Annotated in this window: 16 protein-coding genes and 1 pseudogene; 8 read left to right on the top strand and 9 right to left on the bottom strand. The window is 54.3% G+C overall.

What is annotated here, in order from left to right; all coding sequences use genetic code 11:
• Positions 1-184 precede the first annotated feature (184 nt).
• Together ACR0AU_RS15080 and ACR0AU_RS15075 are read left to right on the top strand one after the other, a co-directional pair.
• The gene (locus tag ACR0AU_RS15080) at positions 185-1405 is read left to right on the top strand and encodes an APC family permease (RefSeq protein WP_480795888.1); all 1221 of its coding nucleotides are present in this window, start codon (positions 185-187) and stop codon (positions 1403-1405) included.
• Positions 1406-1453: 48 nt separating this feature from the next.
• Positions 1454-3070, top strand: a complete 1617-nt coding sequence (locus tag ACR0AU_RS15075) for an MFS transporter (protein WP_480795887.1) — start codon at positions 1454-1456, stop codon at positions 3068-3070.
• Between the two features lie 9 nt (positions 3071-3079).
• Here ACR0AU_RS15075 and ACR0AU_RS15070 read toward each other — a convergent pair whose 3' ends face one another.
• The 8 genes from ACR0AU_RS15070 to ACR0AU_RS15035 form a co-directional block, all read right to left on the bottom strand.
• Positions 3080-4654 (bottom strand): trypsin-like peptidase domain-containing protein, encoded by a 1575-nt coding sequence (locus tag ACR0AU_RS15070; RefSeq protein WP_480686168.1) that lies wholly within the window; start codon positions 4652-4654, stop codon positions 3080-3082.
• Positions 4655-4804: 150 nt separating this feature from the next.
• Positions 4805-5305, bottom strand: a complete 501-nt coding sequence (locus ACR0AU_RS15065; RefSeq protein ID WP_425078531.1) for an Hsp20/alpha crystallin family protein — start codon at positions 5303-5305, stop codon at positions 4805-4807.
• A gap of 196 nt (positions 5306-5501) precedes the next feature.
• Complete coding sequence (locus ACR0AU_RS15060) at positions 5502-6620, bottom strand: ABC transporter permease (protein WP_480795886.1); 1119 nt, start codon at positions 6618-6620, stop codon at positions 5502-5504.
• Entirely contained in the window at positions 6621-9317 is a 2697-nt protein-coding gene (gene rbbA / locus ACR0AU_RS15055) for a ribosome-associated ATPase/putative transporter RbbA (protein WP_480795885.1), read from the bottom strand.
• Positions 9314-10309 (bottom strand): HlyD family secretion protein, encoded by a 996-nt coding sequence (locus ACR0AU_RS15050; RefSeq protein WP_058283448.1) that lies wholly within the window; start codon positions 10307-10309, stop codon positions 9314-9316. The genes rbbA and ACR0AU_RS15050 overlap by 4 nt, the downstream gene beginning before the upstream one ends.
• A 347-nt stretch (positions 10310-10656) precedes the next feature.
• On the bottom strand, positions 10657-11196 hold the full coding sequence (locus ACR0AU_RS15045; protein ID WP_480795884.1) for a SnoaL-like domain-containing protein: 540 nt from the start codon (positions 11194-11196) through the stop codon (positions 10657-10659).
• Between the two features lie 296 nt (positions 11197-11492).
• Positions 11493-12278: a formate/nitrite transporter family protein gene (locus ACR0AU_RS15040; RefSeq protein WP_058283450.1), complete on the bottom strand. Its 786-nt coding sequence runs from the start codon at positions 12276-12278 to the stop codon at positions 11493-11495.
• Positions 12279-12627: 349 nt separating this feature from the next.
• The gene (locus tag ACR0AU_RS15035) at positions 12628-13074 is read right to left on the bottom strand and encodes a universal stress protein (RefSeq protein ID WP_058283451.1); all 447 of its coding nucleotides are present in this window, start codon (positions 13072-13074) and stop codon (positions 12628-12630) included.
• A 269-nt stretch (positions 13075-13343) separates the two neighbouring features.
• Between ACR0AU_RS15035 and ACR0AU_RS15030 the strand changes: the two genes are divergently transcribed.
• Positions 13344-13829 carry a hypothetical protein gene (locus ACR0AU_RS15030; protein ID WP_480620923.1) on the top strand — a complete coding sequence of 162 codons (486 nt, stop codon included), beginning with the start codon at positions 13344-13346 and terminating at the stop codon, positions 13827-13829.
• 267 nt (positions 13830-14096) lie between these two features.
• A pseudogene (locus ACR0AU_RS15025) lies at positions 14097-14802 on the top strand (IS6 family transposase).
• 313 nt (positions 14803-15115) lie between these two features.
• On the opposite strand, the gene ACR0AU_RS15020 reads toward ACR0AU_RS15025, so the two are convergent.
• Entirely contained in the window at positions 15116-16453 is a 1338-nt protein-coding gene (locus tag ACR0AU_RS15020; protein ID WP_170802298.1) for an adenylate/guanylate cyclase domain-containing protein, read from the bottom strand.
• A 313-nt stretch (positions 16454-16766) separates the two neighbouring features.
• Here ACR0AU_RS15020 and ACR0AU_RS15015 point away from each other — a divergent pair, with 313 nt between their 5' ends.
• From ACR0AU_RS15015 to gcvA, 4 genes are all read left to right on the top strand, one after another.
• Positions 16767-18320: an adenylate/guanylate cyclase domain-containing protein gene (locus ACR0AU_RS15015; protein WP_480795883.1), complete on the top strand. Its 1554-nt coding sequence runs from the start codon at positions 16767-16769 to the stop codon at positions 18318-18320.
• Positions 18321-18361: 41 nt separating this feature from the next.
• The gene (locus ACR0AU_RS15010) at positions 18362-19069 is read left to right on the top strand and encodes an IS6 family transposase (protein ID WP_480795882.1); all 708 of its coding nucleotides are present in this window, start codon (positions 18362-18364) and stop codon (positions 19067-19069) included.
• A complete protein-coding gene (locus tag ACR0AU_RS15005; protein ID WP_480795881.1) occupies positions 19057-19644 on the top strand; it encodes a hypothetical protein in 588 nt (195 codons plus the stop codon). The genes ACR0AU_RS15010 and ACR0AU_RS15005 overlap by 13 nt, the downstream gene beginning before the upstream one ends.
• 517 nt (positions 19645-20161) lie before the next feature.
• Entirely contained in the window at positions 20162-21088 is a 927-nt protein-coding gene (gene gcvA / locus ACR0AU_RS15000; RefSeq protein ID WP_480795880.1) for a transcriptional regulator GcvA, read from the top strand.
• The last annotated feature ends 81 nt before the right edge of the window (positions 21089-21169 follow it).

The raw sequence follows: 21169 nt of genomic DNA, 5'->3' as shown, positions 1-21169 counted from the left end.
CTCTCTGATCAGTCTTAGCGCCTGATGATATAGATCAACGCCAAATAAAGAATTACATATCAAAGTATGAATGTTTTAGAAGAAGCTCGGCATGAGCGGTGATGAGCCCTTGGTTTATCATCGGGGTGCTTGTTTGCGGCACAGCTTCGATAACCCGGCAATTGCCCATCAAGGAGTGAGGTGAATGCATACAGTTGATCCACCGTCCCCTAAACTCCGACGTTCTCTCACCACTCCGTTGCTTACCTTATATGGGCTCGGTGTAACCGTCGGTGCGGGAATTTATGTGCTCGTCGGCGCAACCGCCGAGGCCGCGGGCCCTTATGCTGCAGTTTCGTTTCTTGTTGCAGCGCTCGTCGTTTCGCTGACGGCTTTGTCGTACGCCGAACTCGCGACGCGCTATCCCGTAAGCGCGGGTGAAGCGGCATACGTTGAAGCGGGATTTCAAAGGGGCTGGATGGCGGTTCTAATCGGTCTTGCCGTTGCTGCGTCTGGGATTATTTCAGCCTCCGCTGTTGCGATTGGGGCGGCCTCATACCTTCACACCCTGACGGGGCTTGGCACCGCATTGCTTACGATCGGCGTTGTGTCGGTCATGGGGCTGATTGCAATCTGGGGCATTACACAATCGGTATTTGTGGCAGCTGTGATCACGGTCATCGAGATCGCGGGGCTTCTTTTTGTGATTGGCTGGGGCATGTCTGTTCAGGAACCGCAAGGCCATGAAATTAGTGCGATGATTCCGGGACTCGAGCTCAGTACCTGGCGCGGTATTATGGCGGCATCTCTGCTGGCATTTTTTGCCTTTGTCGGCTTTGAAGACATGGCAAACGTCGCGGAAGAGGTAAAAGACCCAACCCACACAATTCCAAAGGCTATCCTTTTGACGCTCGTTCTGGCGACGGGTTTGTATCTAGCGACCTCGATCACGGTCCTGCTCGTTGTTCCTATCGATACCTTGTCGACCTCGGCCGCCCCACTCACGCTGGTTTTCTTCGACGCACCCGAAGTAATCAAACAAGGGTTCGCCGCAGTCGCAGTCGTTGCAACAGTCAATGGCGTCTTGATCCAGATGATTATGGCGTCGCGGGTGATCTATGGTCTTGCCGACCGGGATCATCTTCCGAAAATACTGGCGACTGTCCCGCAGGTTACCCATACACCGGTCGTCGCAACCCTGTTGGTAGTTGTGATAATTCTTCTGCTGACGCAAACTTTGCCAATCGGCATACTAGCGGAACGCACATCCCAGATCGTTTTGGGAGTGTTTGTTCTGGTCAACATCTCGCTGATATTGCTGAAGTCCCGGCCGGGGTCAACTCGGGAACATTTCCGCGTACCTCTTGTTGTACCAATCCTTGGGGTGCTGACCAGCGCTCTGCTTTTTGGTGCCGGATTTCTCTGAGAGGAAAACCGACAGCACAGGGTCACCAGAACGGGGTCCGACTGACGCATGAACACTGACCGATCAACATTTGGAAGGCGGATTTCAGGCTGGTGGCACCGGACTTTCGTCGATCTGATCGCGCAATTGCAATGGTCTTACCTGCCACCATTGATGGTTTACTTTGCGGCCGGGGTTTCGGGGCTAACATCCGTCGTCGGTGCGTTTTTTCTTAAGGACTATCTGAATCTATCCGCCGCTTTTGTTGCGGGATTGGCATTCTGGGCCGGGTTGCCATGGATTCTAAAAATGCCGCTGGGTCATCTGGTTGACCTGTTCTGGCGCTGGAAATCCCTGCTGATTGTTGTTGGCGCATCCTTTATCACGGCGTCATTGCTCATCATGTACAGGCTTGTGGCTGCGCCTGACCAAATGGCCGGCATTATGCCACTTGAGGATTGGTACGTCGTTGCCTTGATGTTGGCTCCTTCAGGTTATGCCATTCAGGATGTCGTTGCTGACGCCATGACAGTCGAAGCAGTGCCGCAATCGGACCGAGACGGACGCGCGTTTATTCAGGACGAAGTTCGTGCCCGACACACCACCATGCAGACCCTCGGCAGGATTGCGATCATATCCGGGTTTGCAGGGGTCGCCGCGGTTAACATCTGGATTTTTTCGGGGGCGGAAAATCTGGAGAAAGCCGATCGTTTGGTTCTCTACGGTCGGGTCTATCTCTTTGCCCTGGCTATCCCACTGTTGTCTGTCAGTGGAGTGGTTCTTCACGCTCTGATACAGCGTCGCCTCGTTCGTCGAGGACACCTTCTGCACAGACCAGATCAAACCACCGAAGTCAGGTGGCCGATACTGCTGGGCGGACTTGCGTTTGTCGTTCTCAGCATAGTGTTGGGAACCGCAAATTTTGCCTTCGCGCAAGAGACCGTTTTTGGGGTGTCGCTCACGGTCATTCTCTACCTCATGTCGCGTTTGCTGAGAGAGCTGGAGTCGAAACAGGCCAAAGTTCTGATCGGGACAGCAACTATCATTTTCGTTTTTCGAGCAGTTCCCTTGCCAGGACCGGGCCTGACCTGGTTCGAGATCGACGAGCTTGGGTTTGACGAACAGTTCCTGGCCATTCTAGCGTTTCTGACCTCACTACTTGCTTTGCTTGGCCTGATTATCCTCAGGCCGTTTATGGCAAGTCGTTCGATTGCGCAGGTTGTAGTGTTACTCACGATTGCCGCCGGAGTGCTGTCCCTGCCAAACCTTGCCTTGTACTACGGGGTGCATGAATGGACGGCCGCGCGCACAGGTGGGGTCGTGGATGCAAGGTTTATCGCCATTCTTGACACAGCCGTTGAGTCACCGCTGGGTCAGATCGCGATGGTCCCAATGTTGGCTTGGATCGCGCGCAACGCCCCAACACATCTGAAGGCTACCTTTTTTGCGGTCATGGCGTCTTTCACCAACATGGCATTGTCAGCAAGCAGTCTCGGTACAAAATACCTGAATCAGATCTTTACCGTTACCCGCGCGGTTACCGATCCCAGAACGGGTACTGTTGCCTCCGTCGCTGACTATAGCCACTTGGGGAACTTGCTGATTACCGTGGGCTTGATCTCTGTCATCATCCCACTGGTTGTGGTTTTTCTGGTGCAAAACTCGCCTTATCAGACGCGCGATTGAATATGCGGATCAATCGCTTTCATCGAGAAGTATCTTGAGGTGTGACACCGGAACGCCAATATTCGAGCCGCCAAATTCGGGTAAGATCGCGGCATTGATAGCAACCACCTCGCCGTTTCGGTTAAGGGCAGGTCCGCCGCTTCCGCCGGTTGTGGTTTCAGCATCATAAACGACTGCACCGGGGCTGGTCTGGGCGACGATCCCCCGGCTGGCCAGAGGCCTGATTTTGTTCTGCTCTGAAAGGTGTTTTGCAATAGTCCAGAAATCGACGGCGCCGTCTCTCTCAAGCGTTTTCAGAAAATCCGGCCCAGCCTGCACAATCAAGGCCTTAAGGCCAGTCGGAAATCCAAGCAAGAAAACTTCTTCACCTGCTCGCGTCGGTTGAGGTGCCAGTGAGAGTCCAAGCCCTTGAACACGGTTCGCATCAACGGACAGAAGCGCCAGATCGGCCGTTTTGCTTGCCCTAAGCAATACCGCTTCCATTGGCTTGGATTGTTCTGGAAGATAAGCCAGCAGGCTAAGTATCTCGGCTTCAAGCCCTGCTGCCTTCAGGGCCTGCGCCCGATCCCCGGTCGTCCAGGGCAAGGCGACATGACGGTTGGTCACCAAAAGAGAGGTGTCCTGCAATAGAAACCCGGTTCCGGTGAACTGAAATTCTGCCGGCGCGCCTTCCGCATCTGGCTCAATCCATGGTTTTCCGAATGGAGTTTTTAGTTTCTCCCCGTCCGGGCCAAGCACATGCCGCAGCAATTTGCCGCTTTCGGTCTGTCGCAATCCGTAAGCACCCTGGATAAAGGCAATAGATCGCGTCGAGGCTGTGATAACTCGCCTTGACGCACCAGCGCGTTCTTCCAAAGTGCCAAGGCGCTGCTCGGTGGAAATCACCTGGTTGTCAAACGCTTCTCTGAGCGCGACCAGATCATCCGCCGTCAGTGCATCTTCTCGCGTCTGCGTAAGCATGACAGCAACCGCCTCGATCTTGAGAGACTCCTGTTTAAGGCTGTCCGCCAGCTTCCGATCGTTCTGAAAAAGCAAATAGCCAAAGGCAAAGATCAGAAGAAGCACACCGATAACGGTAACCCTGAACAAAACCGTGGTTTGTGATGTCAGCCGACGCCCGCCTTCGCGCAGCGCACCGGACATTTTTCTGGCGAAGGGTCGTCGGCTGGAGCGCGCATACACATAAGCGTCACTTATTATATCTTCGACCGTGTGATGTGCCGGGAATGAGTGGTCACACACCCTGTAGCGCGACATGGGCCCCTCTGCACCGAACTCAATCATGTCGCCATGCCCAAGAACTGCCGAAGCAGTTTTTTGACCATTGACCCAGATATCCCGGCCAGGCAAAGCGTTTAGCGCGTAACCGCCTTGCGACCACTGAATCGTTGCCACGTCTTCGTCATGCGGGGGCAAATCCTCTTTTCGCCTGAACTTCAGGATACGATCAGGACCCACCGAAGCAGCCAAAGCGTTGCCGACAAGCCAGGTAACGGTTCCGCGGGACGGCCCCGTCAAGCTCTCCAGAAATGCACGGACATCGCCCGTTTCAGTTTCCACATCGCTTTTGTCCGGCGTCCGCATTGTCCATCTCAGTACTCTAGCCCTATTGGCACATTATCATGCGCAGCAGTGAAACCGCTATGGTGGGCAATAGTGTGCTCGTTTTAAGAACACCAAGGGTCTGCGCATGCTGCCCGGACCATGAAGGTTGCGTGTGCGCCTCCATTGCGCCTATTTCGATGAGACCTTGATCTTCCGGCTGGGATCCTGAGGTTCGGTTTTCGGCATCGTGACGTGCAGGACACCTTTGTCGAACGCAGCGGAAATCTCCTCGATATCGACTGCATCAGGCAGCGTCATTGTCCGAGTGAAACTGCCATAGCTTCTCTCGCTAACGCGCAGATCGCCTGTGTCATCATGCGTAACATTCTTCTGGCCCCGCAGCGTCAATCTACGGTCTTTGATTTCGACTTCGACGTCGTCTTCTTCGAGACCCGGCAATTCAGCCGTGAGAACGATCGCTGTATCCGTTTCGTGGATGTCAATCGCCGGCGAAATCGCACCCGTCATGTCCAACGACGGGAAGCCCGTGCGTTGCGCGGCTGTTTCCAGCGGCAGGAATGGCGCTGCGCCCCCGAAAAAGCGCGACATCATGGATTCCATTTCGCGTCGAAAATTATCAGAGAGCGGATGTGTTCCAGCAAACAGTTGTGGTTTTTTGTCTTCAAGCATTTTCTGATCCTCCTCCTTCGGTGCGATTGGGGGGAGGCTGCATTATGGCAAAAAACTCGTCTAATTACCTTGATCTTGCGCAAGCAAGCGTCCTCGGTAACGCGCCAAAAGGACATCCCGGCCGTATCGGCATTCCGAATGAAACAAGGCGCATTACCGGTCATACGTCCAGGCCAAGGGGTAAACTGATCTGACTCTATTGCGCCAACGAGCGTCTGAAAAGCATCAGGCTGGACGCCAGAAGGATTGCGCCGAGTAACGCCATCCATAAGAACTCTGGCCAGACCGTCTCAAACCTCGCCCCCTTGAAGATGATGGATTGGCTGGCGGACATGTAATGGCGGGACGGAAGGATCGATGTTCCGACCTGAAGCCAGTCGGGCTGCCCCTCGATCGGTGTCTCACCTCCCGACAGCATCAGCATCGGAAGGACTGTCAGCATTACCAAAAGTGCGAATTGCGCCATTGAGCGTGCAATCGTTGCAAGAAATACCCCAAGTGCGGTTGCTGTGAAAAGAAACAGCGCGGTGCCAAAAAGAAACAACACCTTCGACCCCGCGATGTTGATCCCCAGGAAACCTTGCATAACAAAGGTCAGCGATAAGGCGGCCGCGACAAGAACCACCGCTGCGTTTGCCCAAATCTTGGCCATCGCAATGTCAAACGGGGTAAGCGGCATCGCAAGCAGATGTTCGATTGTGCCATGTTCACGCTCGCGGATCATCGCGGCACCGGTGAGGATCGTGGTCAGCCACATGATCTGGCCGATGAGCGCCACGATGCCGGCAAAACGAACAGTATCACGGTTGGGATTGAACGCACTGCGCATGATGATATCGACGGGCAATGACTCAGCCAGGTCCGCACCAATGGCAAAGCGACGGATCTCGGCGCTGAGGATATTGACGATATAGTTTGCGCCAATCCCGGCCTGTTCCATCGCCGTCGCATCAATCAGAACCTGAATTTCCGGCGTGCGCCCGGCGCGAACATCTTTCTCGAACCCTGGTGGCACCGCGACCACAAACAGGAAATGCCCGGCATCCATCTTTTCGGCTCCGGTACCCGGTGCGATCTGGACAACGGGTTGAAACTCCGGAGGGAAGAACGCCGTGGCAAGAGACCGTGAAAGGGGCGAGCCATCCTCATCGGCAAATGCAATGGAGGCATTGTTGACCGAGTTCGAAACCCCCGTCGCCTCCATCACGGGTGCCAGCGTGAATGACCAGAACAGCAGCGCCATCATCACCCAATCACGCCGAAGGCTCATCATTTCTTTCAAGCCAAGCCAGAAGATGCAGGACAACCGTTGCATTTATTTCTCCTGCGCTCGAAGTAAAAGGGCAGCGATCAACGTCAGCACCGGCCCGAAACAGGCTAGTGCGAGAAGATCGGGGGCAAGCGCATCCCAGCCCAGCCCTTTGGTGAAGGCACCGACATTCAGGTGCAGGAAATAGGATGACGGCCAGAGCGATCCGATTGTCTGCGCACCGCCTTCAAGCGTTGAAACCGGCTGCAGCAGGCCCGAGAACTGAATGGTCGGTACGACCGAGGCGGTCGCGGTCGCGAAGGTAGCGGCCACCTGGCTTGAGGTCATGGTCGCAATGAGCAGCCCATAAGATGTGGTCGCCCAGACATACAGCAACGCGCCAATCGCCAGGGGAACCGGGTTGCCTTTGAGCGGTACATCAAAAACAAGGACCGTCATTCCGGCCAAGAGCAGGAAATTGGCGAACGCGATTGCGATATAAGGGATTTGCTTGCCAACCAGAAACTCAAGCCGCGTCGTTGGCGTTGCATAGAAATTGGTGATTGTTCCCAACTCTTTTTCACGTGCGACGCTAACCGCCATCAGAACTGCCGGTAACATTATCAAAAGGATCGCAGGCATGGCCGGGGCCATTGCGGCAATACTCTCGAAACTCTGATTGTACCTGAAGCGTGGCTCGATACGGGCGATCTCGACCGGATGCACACCTTTTTGGCGGGCCATTGCCGCCAAAAAGGTATTGTGGAGCCCCGCCACATAGCCTTCTACAGTCTCGCCTTTGAACGGAATTGCGCCGTCCACAATTGCAAGCACGTCCGTTGCTTCAACAGAGCGGATCTTGCGCCCAAAGTCAGGTGGGAGTTCGACAACCAGCGAGGCATCTCCTCGGGCCAGCCGTTCATGGCCCTCATCGATACTCGTCAGTGGCTGCGTTGGGTTGAAGTAGCGCGATCCTGAAATCTCTGCAATGTAGGCGCGGCTTTCTGGCCCCTGTGACAAATCCAGTACCGCGAAATCCAGTTCTTCGATGTCCAGCGTAATCCCGTAGCAAAAGACCAGCATCAGGATCACCGAGCCCAGGAACGCAAACGCCAAACGCACGCGGTCGCGCAAAATCTCGATGGTTTCACGCTTCGTGTATGCCAGTGTGCGCCTGATACCCCCGCCAGCGCTGTCATCAAGGGCATGAACCGATGCCTCAGGAGCTTTTACCGGTGCCGGAGGGTCAGCTGCCTTCAATACCGTGACAAATGCTTCTTCCAGACTGTCTACCTGTGCCCCGGCGATCAACTCATCCGGTGTTCCCTCAGCCAGAACACGGCCCGCGTGCATGAACGACACCCGATCACAGCGCTCTGCTTCGGCCATGAAATGGGTCGAGACGAAAATCGTCACTTCTTCATCTCTCGAAAGCTCAATCAGCAACGCCCAAAACGAGTCGCGCGCCTCAGGGTCCACCCCCGAGGTTGGCTCATCCAGGATCAGCACGCGAGGTCGGTGGATCACAGCGACGGCCAGGGAAAGACGTTGCTTGATGCCAAGTGGCAACGCCGTGGCCAGCATGTCCATTTGTGCAATCAGGCCAAAGCGTTCCGCCAGTTCATCGATACGCCTATCGCGGTCCGTGATTGCAAAGATGCGGGCATGTAGCTGGAGATTCTGCCGAACGGTCAACTCGCCATAAAGCGAGAATGCCTGACTCATATAGCCAATCTCGCGACGCATCCTCAGGTCGCGTGCATCAACCGGTCTTCCGAACAGTAACGCCTCACCGTCACTCGCGGGCAGAAGGCCTGTCAGCATTTTCATGGTGGTCGACTTGCCGCAGCCGTTCGACCCGAGGAAGCCGAAAATCTCACCACGGTTAATCGAGAATTCGACGTTATTGACTGCCGTGAAATCGCCAAAGCGCCGCGTCAATCCACGTGCCGTGATCACTGGGTCTGCCTCACGGTGATGTGTGGGCGCTTTCCTTGGTGCGATCAGGGGATCTCCGTGCGCCTGCAACCGCCGGTAGGACGTTTCAAGATCGCTGGCTTCCCCCTTCAATTCTGCCGGAGAACCATGGAAAAGCACGCGCCCGGCATCCATCGCGACGATAAAGTCGAATTGTTCGGCTTCTTCCATATAAGCTGTCGAAACCAGTATGGAGAGGTTGGGAGTAGCCTCTCGGACCGCGTCGATCAGCGCCCAGAACTGACGCCGCGACAGTGGGTCGATGCCGGTGGTCGGCTCATCCAGAACCAAAAGCTTAGGGTCATGGATCAGTGCACAACACAGCCCAAGCTTCTGTTTCATGCCGCCCGAGAGTTTTCCCATCAGTCGATCAGAGAAAGGCGCAAGCCCGGTTGCCGACAGCAATGCTGCGATCCGGATGTCACACTCCTGCTGCCCCTGTCCGAACAAACGCGAAAAGAACTCAAGGTTCTCGCGCACCGACAATTCTGCATAGAGATTACGGCCCAATCCCTGCGGCATAAATGCGATCGCAGGGCAGATATGGTGACGATGGGCGCGGTCGTCGATTGGGCCTCCGAGAACATTGATTGTGCCGGATTGAAGCTTCTTCGCGCCGGTGATCAATCCCAAAAGCGTTGATTTGCCAACCCCGTCAGGCCCGATCAGCCCAATAAGCTGACCAACCGGCAGGTTAAGCGACAGGTTATCGAGTGCTGTCCGCTGGCGATACTTATGCGTGACACCACTGACGCAGAAATCAGATGGGCCCGCCTGGGAATTCATTCGAACAATTCGGGTGGAATCCGCCTTTCCAGATATTCCGGCCATACACTGTCAGAAGAAAGCCTGATCACAGCGATACCGCGAAGGCCGGTTTTCACATGTTCGATCCGTTCTGTGATCAGATCCTCAGGAATGCGAACCCGAACGCGAAAGACCAACTGTTCACGCTCGCTCAATGTCTCTACCTGCTTCGGAGTGAACTGGGCTTCGGGGGATACAAAAGTGACGGTTGCAGGAACGGCAAAATCCGGCAAGGCATCAAGTACGATGCGCGCCTCAGCCCCGATGGGCAGCAACCCCGCTTCGCGTGCGGGCAGGTACACGTCCATATAGACGTTCTCTAAGCTGAGAAGTGTAAGGATCGGCTCCCCTGCGCCAACAACTTCACCGGGCTCAGCCAGTCTGTAAAGAATGCGCCCTGGCATAGGGGCAACAAGCGAAGCATCCTCGATCTGGGCGGCGATCCGGCGCACTTCGGCTTCGGCAGCCGCGATCTGGCTGTCCGAGGTTGCAACCCGGGCCTTGGCGGCACCCAGAACGGCGTCGGCAACCTGAAATGCGGTTTCGCGATCTTCAAAGACTGTCATCGAAATGTTTTGACCGGCCAACAGTGCCTTTGCCCGTTCCAGTTCCTGCGCCGCGCGACGCTGTTGGCTTTCTCGTTGGACAACAACAGCCTCGGCTTCGGCCTTGGCTTGACGCGCCAATGCTACTTCGGCTTTGGCGCGATCAAGCGCTGCAGACAGTTCATCGGTGTCCATCTCGACCAACAGTTCACCCACAACAACCAAGTTGCCTTCTGCCGACAAAACCTGTGCAACCCGCCCTGCGAAGGTGGGGGCAATTTCCACTTGTTCGGCCTCTATCCGTCCATTGCCCTGTACAAATCCAATTGGCAATTCACTGCTGTCTTCTGAAACGAATATGTACAACGCCGCACCTGCGAGAAGGAGCATTACGACGATCAGTATTGCGCGCACATTCTTTTTCATGATCTGGCGTACCGCGGTTAGAGCTACTAGGTGACGTTATCTCAAACCCCGCATAACGCTTTGTTTTGGATCAAACAGAGCCCTTTAGAGGGTTGTTCAGGCCAAACTCGGGTAGAAAACCGGCGCAGCAGTCTGATTGTTAACCCGCATCAATAGCTCAATGCGGATTCCACGGCGTGACTTTAGATTTCGGTTGCGCCGAACTGACGGAATTGTTGCGCATGGGCAAGCATCACGCGATCGAAACAAATGCCCAATTGTCCATCCATCGTGTCAAAGCACTTACAAGTCATACTTCCAGCGTGCGGATGAAACCAACACTGCGTCAGTATTGCGGGTTGCCGCTCCTACTTCGGCAACATGAAGAACTCTTCCAGTACAATCTTTCCGTCTGCTACTGAATAAACTGCAATCTCACTCAAGGTGATACGTTGCCCAGTTTCCTTCTGCTTTACGTCAGCCTTATATCGCACACTGAAGCGGTTTGGGGGATGAACATAGGGGCCATCGACGTCAAATTCGATGATTTCATGAGCTGCCAGCCAATCCTCTCTTTTCCCTTTGATAGCATCACGGCCTTTGGTGATGCGAAACTGTCGAACCGGAGGCACAACCGCTTCTATGGATTGAGCGTTCTCGGCATACATTTCATCAACATTTGCAAGGCCCCTGCGATCACGCATCGCCTGAACAAATGTTCTTCCAATCTCGACTAATTCTTCCATGATAGCCCTCATTTTAGGCATCAACTGTATCACATCTTGCCTTTTCCAATCTTGACGAGGATCAATGAATTTAGATGTTGGCGAAGAATCCAGTTCGGGAACGAGAGGGCAACTAGTGCAGTGGCAAAGAACGGCCCAATTCCCGGCACCGTCATCAGCCAATGCGCCATCTCCTTGCCTCAAGGTCGGTGAGTTACCTCCGCATCCAACTCTCATATCTGACTGATCAACCGGCTCGCATCCCAATCAGCGGACTTAGGCAAGCCTGTGCCGCGTCCGCTCGTGTTGCACCATCATGCGACAACCGATATCGACCACGAAGACAACCATGCTCCCGGCATTTAGACTACTAAGTGCAGAAAAAGCTTGATCTGGGCTGCACAATTAGACAACGCCTTCAAAACCATCTGAAACCGTTCGTTTTGCTCTGGCAGGCGCTGTGATCGAAGAAGTGGGTCTTACCCTTTAGTAGCACCAAGGTAAGCAAACCAGTAGGCCAAGGCGACTCCTCCCGCCCCGCCGACAATGTTGCCCAGGGTAACCCACAATAGATTGGTCGCCACTGAAAAAACCGGCACAGTTGCCCCCGCCGCCCAACCCTGCGGAAAGAAAAACATGTTCGCAATCGAATGCTCGAGCCCCAGTAACACAAAAGCAGTGACGGGCCACAAAACGGCCAGAACCTTGCCGGCGACGCTACGGGCGGCAAAGGACAGCCAAACAGCAAGGCATACCAACCCGTTGCACAGTGCGCCACGGGCGAAGGCCTCCATCGGTTCCAACCCCGCTTTGGCATCGGCTATCACCACGGCGGTATTGCCCATCGGCCCCTCGAGCAGGCCGGTCAGAGAGAAGGCAAATGCAAGCCCGAGGGCGCCCACGAAGTTTCCGGCGTAGACGATACCCCAGCTTCGAAACAGCAGTCGCAGTGGTATCTTGCGGTCGACCGCTGCGATCACCATCAAAACATTGCCGGTGAATAATTCTGCACCACCTGCGATCACCAGGATAAGGCCCAGGGAAAACACCGCGCCACCCAGAACGCGGATCGGCCCTGCAGCGCTGTCTGCGCCAGTAACCGCCATCGTATAGGCCGCTGCGCCAAACCCTATGAATGCCCCGGCCAGCATCGCAAGAACGAACATGGGTGCCATTCGCAACTTTGCCTTTGTGACCCCAGCAGTCTCAACTAATGTCGCAATTTCAGAGGGTTTATGAGCGTCGAACAGGGACGGGGTGTTCATGTCGGGCTCCAAAGTTACCACGGATCTACGTATCAGGGATTGTACAGCCTATCTTCTGACCTTGAACCAAAGCACAAATAAAAAGGGGAAGTTTATCTATTCCACCACAGTTCGGGTCGTTTCGCCTAACACAGTTTGGTCGCCGGTCATCGCCACAGGCACCCATGACCTCGGTTTCAGCATCCGTTTTCGTGTCACCGTCATGAAGCAGTGGATGTCAGACTCCGTTTTCACGGCCGGGAGTTCAGCATCACGTAGTAGCCATCGAACCTTAGTTTTGTCACGAGGCTTCAATGCTGAGCTTATTGATCGTCATCGTTTTCGTGCCGATTGGGACCAAGTTTGAAATTTAGGCAACGGTCAAAACCGCACAAGTGGCATTCCGACTGATGCCTTGAGAGGTGCTCCCTTGAATCAGGCTACCAATGCTTCCCAATCCGCGGCGGCCCGTCACAATTAGGTCAGCTTTGCATTGCTCGGCGCATGCGATGATCTCGTCGACCGGATCACCGCGTTGGGTATGTGTTTGCGAAACTGTCTGATTGTATTCTTTGGCAATCTCTTTACCCGCGGAAATGATTTTGTCTGCTGCCTGCTGAACCTCTTCGTCTGAAGGCATTGTCGTGACGGCGTGATAGCCAGCAACCGCGCCCATTGCGAAAGCCACGGTTTGCGGCTGAGGTGTATGGACAAGGTGAATTTGGGAGCCATATTTGCTTGAGATATCACAGGCAACGCGTAGAGCTGCTTCTGACGCCTCTGATCCATCCAAGCCAACCACAATTATTTTGAACATGTCGCACTCCCTCCTTTGTGAGGGGGCAGTATGGGTGAACTTGCAGCAACTAGCATTGACTCAAATCAACACTTTTCGCTGCAAATTCGAGCGTTGTCGTCCGTTCGTTTCCAGAAGATTCACGGTAACCGAACCAACTTTAAGAATCGTTGGAATTGCAAACGGTTCATCCCAAAGAGGAAACAGCACATATTTATTGCGAAATACCTCCTGCAAACGCTGCTTTTTCAATGGGTATCAATTTAGCCCAACGATAAAGATCAAGGGTAATGGCGAGAAAAATTGCTACTATGGACGTGCGTTTCAGTTCGTTTGGCGATGACGGCGGATTGCTTACGACACGAAATTCAATCTTATTCCAGAGGAAAACGACGATGCCTTCCTCTTCGCCTTGGGTTCGCCCAGTTGCAATAGCCGCAGCACTCTTTGGTCTTCTTACTATTTTCTCCGGCGGAACGGCACTGTTCGGGGGTGCTGCTGCCAGAGATGCAGTCGGAGATGCAGTTCCATTCGTGCTTTGGTTCAATTTCCTGGCTGGATTTGTCTATTTGCTTGGTGCAATCGCGCTCTTTAAATCAACAACCTGGGCAACTCGAATTGCCTGGGTGATGGGCTTATCTACACTACTTGTGTTCGCTGTTCTGATATTAGTGGCACTGTTTGGAACGCCGTTTGAATGGCGAACCGTCGGTGCAATGACCATACGCACTGGATTTTGGCTGGCGATAGCTGTAGCGCTTTCCAGAACCGCATGAGCCGACCAAACGACGCCGCACCCGCGTCCAAAAAACTTGGCAAGACAGTCACTTTTGATTGAGATCAAGGGCTGAAGCGAACGGTTTCGGCATAGTTGGCGCGCTTTTCGGATCGATTTACGGGAGGATCGAAATGACAGTGCTGATTGCCTACGGCACCGTTGAAGGTCAGACTGCCAAGATTGCTCGTTTTATCAACGATGTCACAAGGGTCTTGTCAGAGGAACTTTGCTTGAGCGGGGCAGGGTGGTCGCATAGCTTCTGGCAATGACCAAACCCGTCTCGTTCAAATACTTCAAAACCAGCCCTGAGATCATTCGCCTGGCGGTGATGCTTTACATCCGTTTTCCGCTTTCATTGCGGAATGTCGAAGACCTGCTGCACGAGCGTGGCATTGATATCAGCCACGAAACCGTCCGATATTGGTGGAATAGGTTCGGTCCGATGTTTGCCTCGGAAATTCGCAGAAAACGGGTCCAGCAATTGCGGGCATACTCAAGGTCGAAGTGGCATGTCGACGAAGTCTTCGTAAAGGTAAACGGTCGGCGGCACTACCTGTGGCGCGCCGTTGATCACGAAGGCGAGGTGCTTGAAGCCGTTGTCACCAAACGCCGAAACAAACAGGCAGCACTGAAATTTCTCAAGAAATTGATGCGGCGACACGGCGCTGCGGATGAAGTTGTCACCGATCGCTTCGCGTCATACCGAGCCGCGCTCAGAGATCTCGGTGCGACGGAAAAGCAGAAGACGGGCAGGTGGCTTAACAACCGGGTTGAGAACTCACACCTTCCGTTCCGACGAAGAGAACGCGATGCAGCGATTCAGGCGTATGCAAAGTTTACAGAAATTCGCCGCCGTCCACTCCTCCGTCTACAACCACTTTAACCAGGAGCGATCTCTAACCAGCCGAGGCACCTTCAAGCTGACACGCGCCGCTGCTCTCGCCGAGTGGCGCGAACTTGGCGCGGCATGAAGGACAGCTCTACTGGCCTAGTTGAGACTAGTTCGAATTTGTCTGACAGCACCAAAAAAGCTTCTTCTGGTCCAAACCACATCGATCTCCCAAGGCTGTTAAACTGAGCACCATCATGCACCAATTCTGTAGCAACTCAACGACAGGCCCATCGGCGCAAAGGCCGCTCCATTCACATTCCGGTGGTGCAGCACGGGTAACGGCACGCAAAGCGGTCACTCACCACAATTTGGCGAACGACGGCACCGAGCCCAAAGCCGACAATCGGATTCCGTGGTAAAGACCAGTAGGCAAGGCCAGCGTTCCGAGTTGTTTAGTTCGTAGGGCTGACCGCGTGCAGTCTCCAAGAATTTGGAACGCCCTTCAACTCGTGCTTACCGCAGTCTTGAAACTCGAACGGCGCACCAAGCATCAGTTGCCGCGTGAGATCGGAGGCCAAAACCTGTCCTTCCTGGGCTTGGCCCATCACCCGAGCAGCTATGACCACGCCAAGGCCGCTGATATCCTCGCCGCGAATTTCAATCTCACCAGTGTGAGCGCCGAAGCGTGCGTTAAGGTCGATTGCAGACAATGCTTCACGTAAAGAACCAGCGCAGGCCAGCGCACTTGTAGGAGAACTGAACGTCGCCAGCACGCCGTCGCCGGTGAATTTCACCAGATGACCGCCGTGTCGAGAGATCTGGTTTGCGCAGACGTCATCGTGGCGGTTCATAAGGTCACGCCAATTCTCATCACCGATACGTGCTTGTTGTGAGGTGGACGCGACGAGATCTGAGAACAGAACGGTAGCAAGGGTGCGCTTGGGTTGGATCGTCGCCGATGCTTCGCCGGTGACAAACTCGACGATTGCAGCCGCATAGCTGTCCACGTCGCCTTCCCATGGCACATGCTCATGGCCGGGTATGGTTTTGTATTTAGTGGATGGCATCAAACGTAGAAAATCCTTGGCGCAATCAGCCCCGTTGGGTTCTTCAAATTCGCGATGTATGACCAACGTGGGTTGTGAAATAGAAGGCAGCAATTCCCGGATATCAATCCGGGCAGCCAATTCGAACAGGTTGGCGACTGTAATAGGGGTCGCGCTCATCCTTTGGAAATGCGCCCATGCTTCCTGAGCTTCGGCATCGTCCTCACTTGGGCCAAAAGCCGAGAATGGGTGAGGTTTATAGAGCTTCCCCCAATTCTCTCGAAACTGTTTCAACGCGGATTTAAGGCTTTCAGGGGTCAGGTAACCACGAGTAAGACGGCCTTGAGCGTACCCGCCGCACAAAGCCAGACGTTCGACGCGCTCGGGGCGCATCGCGGCATAGACACAGGCAAGTGAAGCCCCCTCGGAGAAAGCAATGACCGTGGCTGAGGTCATTTCAGTGACATCCATCACAGCCTCTATATCCATGACGCGCTCTTCAAGGGTTGGTGTCCCCTGAATGCGGTCTGACATGCCGTTGCCGCGTTTGTCGAAGGTCACCAATCTTCCCACCGAGCTGAGAGCTGTCATCCACTGCAGGTAGCCCGGATTTTCCATGGACGCTTCCAGATGCGAAATCATTCCGGGGACCAACACAAGATTGCGCGGCCCATCGCCCCAAACTTGATAGGCGATGGATAGCCCGTCGCTTTCGGTGAAAAGGGTCTCCACATTGGCAGTCATGCGCCCCTCCCAGTCGTTCTCTGGCCAATACTCCGCCCATATTTTGAATGTGGTTCCGACGGAGCCAGCGCATGATCATATTGAAGTTCGATTGGCCTATCGGTCAATGATCTCTTTAGTTGAGCGCAACGTGCGTCATGCAAGGATTGTAATAATCAGGTAAAAACCGGAGGTCTGCATTTCCGGCGAAGCAGCCGCTCATGCCGAGTGCAGTCAATGGCCGCATCGAGCCCGAAGGTGACGTTAAAAGGCGACCTTGTCGGGCTGACAGAAGTCGAGTGTCGCGTTAAGTTCCTTAAAACAGGGGGAACGAATGGACAGACGTCTTACGACGGTGCTTGCGGCGGACATTGTCGGCTACTCAGCACTGATGGATTATGACCGGGAAGGTACGATTAGTGCGCTCCGATCATTTCGTGAAGATACGCTCCAATTGCTTCTGAAAGCCCATGGCGGGACAATGATCAAAAGCTTGGGCGATGGTTGGATCGCCGAGTTTAAGTCCACATCAGACGCTGCAGATTGCGCTATTGCAATACAGTCTGCTCAGAAACCAGACAGTATCAAGCTTCGAATTGGCATTCATACCGGCGAGGTTGTCACCGAAGGCGACGACATTTTTGGGGATGGAATAAATATCGCCGCTCGTCTCGAAGCAATGGCCGAGCCAGATCAGGTATTGTTGTCGGATACATCTCACAACAGTCTTGACCGAGGCGACGCATCCAAGTTCGACGGCGGTGAGCATGCGGAACTCAAAAACATCACGCGCCGCATTGGTGTTTGGTGCTGGCCTAAAGGCACTTCAGCCAACCTATCGCAAAAAACGGATGCTAGACCTGGGATTGCAGTGCTTCCATTCGACAATATGTCTGATGATCCCGAACAGGAATTCTTTGCGGACGGAATCACAGAAGACATCATCACAGAGTTGTCTCGTTTCCGCTGGTTGATGGTCGTGGCCCGAAATTCGTCCTTCACTTTTAAAGGCAAAAGCACGGATATTCGCGAAGTTGGTCGCATACTTGGAGTGCGCTATGTTCTCGAGGGCTCGGTCAGACGAGCAGGTCAACGCGTCCGCATTACTGGGCAGTTGATTGATGCGGAAAACGGCAGTCATCTCTGGGCAGAACGCTTTGACGGCGTACTTGATGATATTTTCGACCTTCAAGACAAAGTCACGCTGGAAGTCGTTACAGCGATTGAGCCATCGCTACGGCACGCCGAAACAAACCGCGCGCGCGCGAAACCCACGGATAATTTGGAAGCCTATGAACTTTACCTGCGAGCGCAATCGCACTTCCATCTATTGACGGATGAAGACAATCGAGAGGCCATAGGGCTGACGACTCTCGCACTGGGTCGCGACCCGGAATATGCGTCCGCATCAGGTTTGTTGGCTTGGTTGCATATTCAACGCATGGTCCAAGGGCTTGAGCCTATTGGCGAAGGGCCGAAGGAGGCCGTAAAAGCAGCCGAACGGGTGCTACTTAGCGATCGTGCAGACGGGATCGCACTGGCGTATGCTGCGCATTCAATCTCAATGCTGGCGCGGGATTTACCACGCGCGCGTGTTGCGTTTAAACAAGCTCTCGAGCAGAACCCAAACGCCGCAACGGTTCACATGCTGGCGTCCATCAACCTGTTTCTGCTGAATCGCCCCGAGGAGGCACTCAGCCACGCAACTCAATCTGTGGACTTCAGCCCGCACGATCCATTGCGCCATGCTGCCTATCTCGCTCAAGCAAGTGCACTATTCCATCTTGGGCGCTATGAAGAATCCGTTAAGGCTTGCCGAAATGCCTTATCTGTGCGTTCAAACTTCGTAATGAGTCATCTCATGCTGATCGCGGTCTTGTCAGATTAACTTTGCTTGAGCGGGGCACGGCGGTTGCGTAGCGTTTAGGGATGACCAGACCTGTCTCTTTTAAGTACTTCAAAACCAGTCCCGAGATCATCCGCTTAGCGGTAATGCTGTACATCCGATTCCCGCTCTCGCTGCGGAATGTCGAAGATCTGCTGCACGAGCGAGGCATCGACGTGAGCCACGAAACTGTCCGATATTGGTGGAACAGGTTTGGCCCTATGTTTGCTGCTGAGATCAGGCGGAAGCGTGTTCAGCAGCTACGCGCGTTCTCCAAATGGAAGTGGCACGTGGACGAGGTTTTCGTAAAGGTGAATGGCGAGCGGCATTATCTTTGGCGGGCTGTTGATCACGAAGGCGAGGTGCTGGAAGCCGTTGTCACCAAACGCCGAAACAAAGCTGCGGCACTGAAGTTCCTCAGGAAATTGATGAAGCGGCATGGTTGCGCCGAAGAGATCGTCACAGATCGCTTCGCTTCTTACAAGGCTGCTCTCAGAGAGCTTGGTGCGACCGAAAAACAGCATACGGGCAGGTGGCTCAACAACCGCGTCGAGAATTCGCACCTGCCGTTTCGACGACGCGAACGCGCAATGCAGCGTTTCAGGCGCATGCGAAGTTTACAGAAATTCGCAGCCGTCCATTCTTACATTTACAACCACTTCAACCAGGAAAGATCTCTCACCACCCGAGACGCCTTCAAGCTGACACGCACTGCCGCTCTCGTCGAGTGGCGTCAACTTTGTTCCGGATAGGATCGCGGTTTCCACAGCAAACTGAGACTGGTTCGAATTCGTCTGACAGCACCCTTGTCGGGACTATTCGCGGGGTTGCTGCGTCCGAAGACCGCATCGCGGCCATTCGCGAGGCGCTGCAAGACAGCCAGTCGCGCAAAGAAGATCTGGCCGATGCCATCGCCAAATTGGACGAAGACGAGGTGATGGTGTTCGAGGATGAAACCTCTTCGATCTGGACGTGCCGCTACAATTCAGATGTGGTTTTCGTCCCTCACGAACATTGCATGGGGGTGCACATCGCCGTTTATCGTGGCGCCGAGGTCGAGGTGCTGTACAAGCGCGAACCCGGCAAGCTGCGCCATGGCGGCAACAAAATTGTCAGGGCGGGTGACGTCGTGCGCCTTGGTCCAGATGCGATCCACGCGATCACGGCAGACGACGAGCAAAGCCTGGCCATCCATGTTTACGAAGGCCCGTTGACGCAGGTCCAACGCTCTCTTTTTGACTGGACCACCGGTGAGGAGGTGGAGTTCACCATGGAGAATTTCCATGCCATGGCCCGCCGTAAGGTGGATATGACAGAGTTCAACTAATCCTGATTAACAGAAGTGGCACCATGAAGATCACCTCGATCGGTGTCCGTCCCTTGATGCCGGAGACCCGCGTTTGAATGCCCAATCCGCTTGTCCGCCGCATTCACACCGATAAAGGCATTTTTGGTGATGGCGAGGCCAGGACCGGCCGTGTATTAAGTCTCGGAGAATTCTGCCGTCGAATTACTTCGAAAAGCAGGCTCTGCATTGCGGACGTTGGTGAGAGGCGCGGCGAATGACCGCTATCCACCCGCCATTGGGTTGAGCATGTCCGCTTTGGGCTGCGACCGGTCCTTAACAACCATTGAGATTACGGCGGCTTCGTCCGCATTGCAGACACAGTCCGCACGCAGGAGATTTCAGACATGAAGAACCGAATGCTCTACCTTGTTCTTCTATCTTCTCAAATTAGATGTTTTCACCTCACAGGTGAGAATTTCGCCCACATGTCAACTGGCAATCGGGTTAGAGTAGAGCGACGAAATAGCGTCACATCAGGAGAGCAAAGCCGCGCGTCATGGCGAAGATACCGTCGTTGAAAAGTATTCAGGCCTTCGAAGCGGCCTGTCGGCATCTGAGTTTCAAGGATGCCGCCGATGAACTATGCGTCACTCCGACTGCAATTTCCCATCAGATCAAATCGCTGGAGGATCAACTTGGGGTGCCCCTGTTTCACCGGCTGACCCGCGCCTTGAAACTGACGGAAGATGGGGCCAACTACGCGCCCCACATCATTAAGGCCTTCAAGAACATCGAAGCCGCCTCTCTCGCGCTGGAGGAAGACGACCTTGCGGGCACATTGACAATCTCGACAACCGGGTCCTTTGCCGCCAACTGGCTTAGCCCGCGGCTGCGAAGTTTTTACGAGAAATACCCGGAGATTTCGGTAAAGGTTCTGTCTTGCGATCAACTGGTGGATTTCAAGTCGAGCGATGTGGATGTGGCCATTCGGTATGGTTTTGGCGATTATCCTGACAGCAATGTGGCTTGGGTCTTGAATGACTGGGTGGCACCTGTCTGCAGCGTGGAAAAGGCGAAGTCACTGAGTTCCGCCGAAGATCTTCTGAAGTCTCGTCTGATCGAATACCAATGGAGCGGGTTTTCTGATGCGGATCCGAGTTGGGAGCGCTGGATGGACGCGGCTGGCTTGCAGACTGGTGATGTCGAGCCCTATGTCACCTATTCCGAGGAACATATCTGCTTGCTTACGGCAAGCGATGGTCATGGCGTGGCCCTGGTCAGCCTTTTGGCCGCCGCGCGTTTTCTGGAACGTAATATGCTGGTCGCCCCCTTTGACACGGCATTGAAGAACAAGAGCTATTTTCTCGTCTGCCCGGAGACTTACGCCAATCGTGCACGCGTTCGTGTGTTCCGAGAATGGCTATTGGATCAAGCAGATGAGTTTCGCGACAGCGCCGTCGGTCAAAGGTTTTTTGAAGATTAGCGCGTCCGCAACGATCTAATCCGTCGCTTGAATTTTTGTCATTTCTAAATTGCCGAGAAGCATGCGTTTCTGAACCCCTAA

The organism is Ruegeria sp. CG1 (genome assembly GCF_056537265.1).
Note: the sequence above shows the minus strand (reverse complement) of the source record. Positions and strands in the feature narration are given on the sequence as shown.

Coding starts and splice junctions, on each gene's coding strand:
- ACR0AU_RS15070 (WP_480686168.1), bottom strand. CDS start 4,654: ATGCGGACGCCGGACAAAAGCGATGTGGAAACTGAAACGGGCGATGTC.
- ACR0AU_RS15050 (WP_058283448.1), bottom strand. CDS start 10,309: ATGAAAAAGAATGTGCGCGCAATACTGATCGTCGTAATGCTCCTTCTC.
- ACR0AU_RS15060 (WP_480795886.1), bottom strand. CDS start 6,620: ATGCAACGGTTGTCCTGCATCTTCTGGCTTGGCTTGAAAGAAATGATG.
- ACR0AU_RS15040 (WP_058283450.1), bottom strand. CDS start 12,278: ATGAACACCCCGTCCCTGTTCGACGCTCATAAACCCTCTGAAATTGCG.
- rbbA (WP_480795885.1), bottom strand. CDS start 9,317: ATGAATTCCCAGGCGGGCCCATCTGATTTCTGCGTCAGTGGTGTCACG.
- ACR0AU_RS15010 (WP_480795882.1), top strand. CDS start 18,362: ATGACCAGACCTGTCTCTTTTAAGTACTTCAAAACCAGTCCCGAGATC.
- ACR0AU_RS15080 (WP_480795888.1), top strand. CDS start 185: ATGCATACAGTTGATCCACCGTCCCCTAAACTCCGACGTTCTCTCACC.
- ACR0AU_RS15030 (WP_480620923.1), top strand. CDS start 13,344: ATGGCGAGAAAAATTGCTACTATGGACGTGCGTTTCAGTTCGTTTGGC.
- ACR0AU_RS15015 (WP_480795883.1), top strand. CDS start 16,767: ATGGACAGACGTCTTACGACGGTGCTTGCGGCGGACATTGTCGGCTAC.
- ACR0AU_RS15065 (WP_425078531.1), bottom strand. CDS start 5,305: ATGCTTGAAGACAAAAAACCACAACTGTTTGCTGGAACACATCCGCTC.
- ACR0AU_RS15020 (WP_170802298.1), bottom strand. CDS start 16,453: ATGACTGCCAATGTGGAGACCCTTTTCACCGAAAGCGACGGGCTATCC.
- ACR0AU_RS15075 (WP_480795887.1), top strand. CDS start 1,454: ATGAACACTGACCGATCAACATTTGGAAGGCGGATTTCAGGCTGGTGG.
- gcvA (WP_480795880.1), top strand. CDS start 20,162: ATGGCGAAGATACCGTCGTTGAAAAGTATTCAGGCCTTCGAAGCGGCC.
- ACR0AU_RS15035 (WP_058283451.1), bottom strand. CDS start 13,074: ATGTTCAAAATAATTGTGGTTGGCTTGGATGGATCAGAGGCGTCAGAA.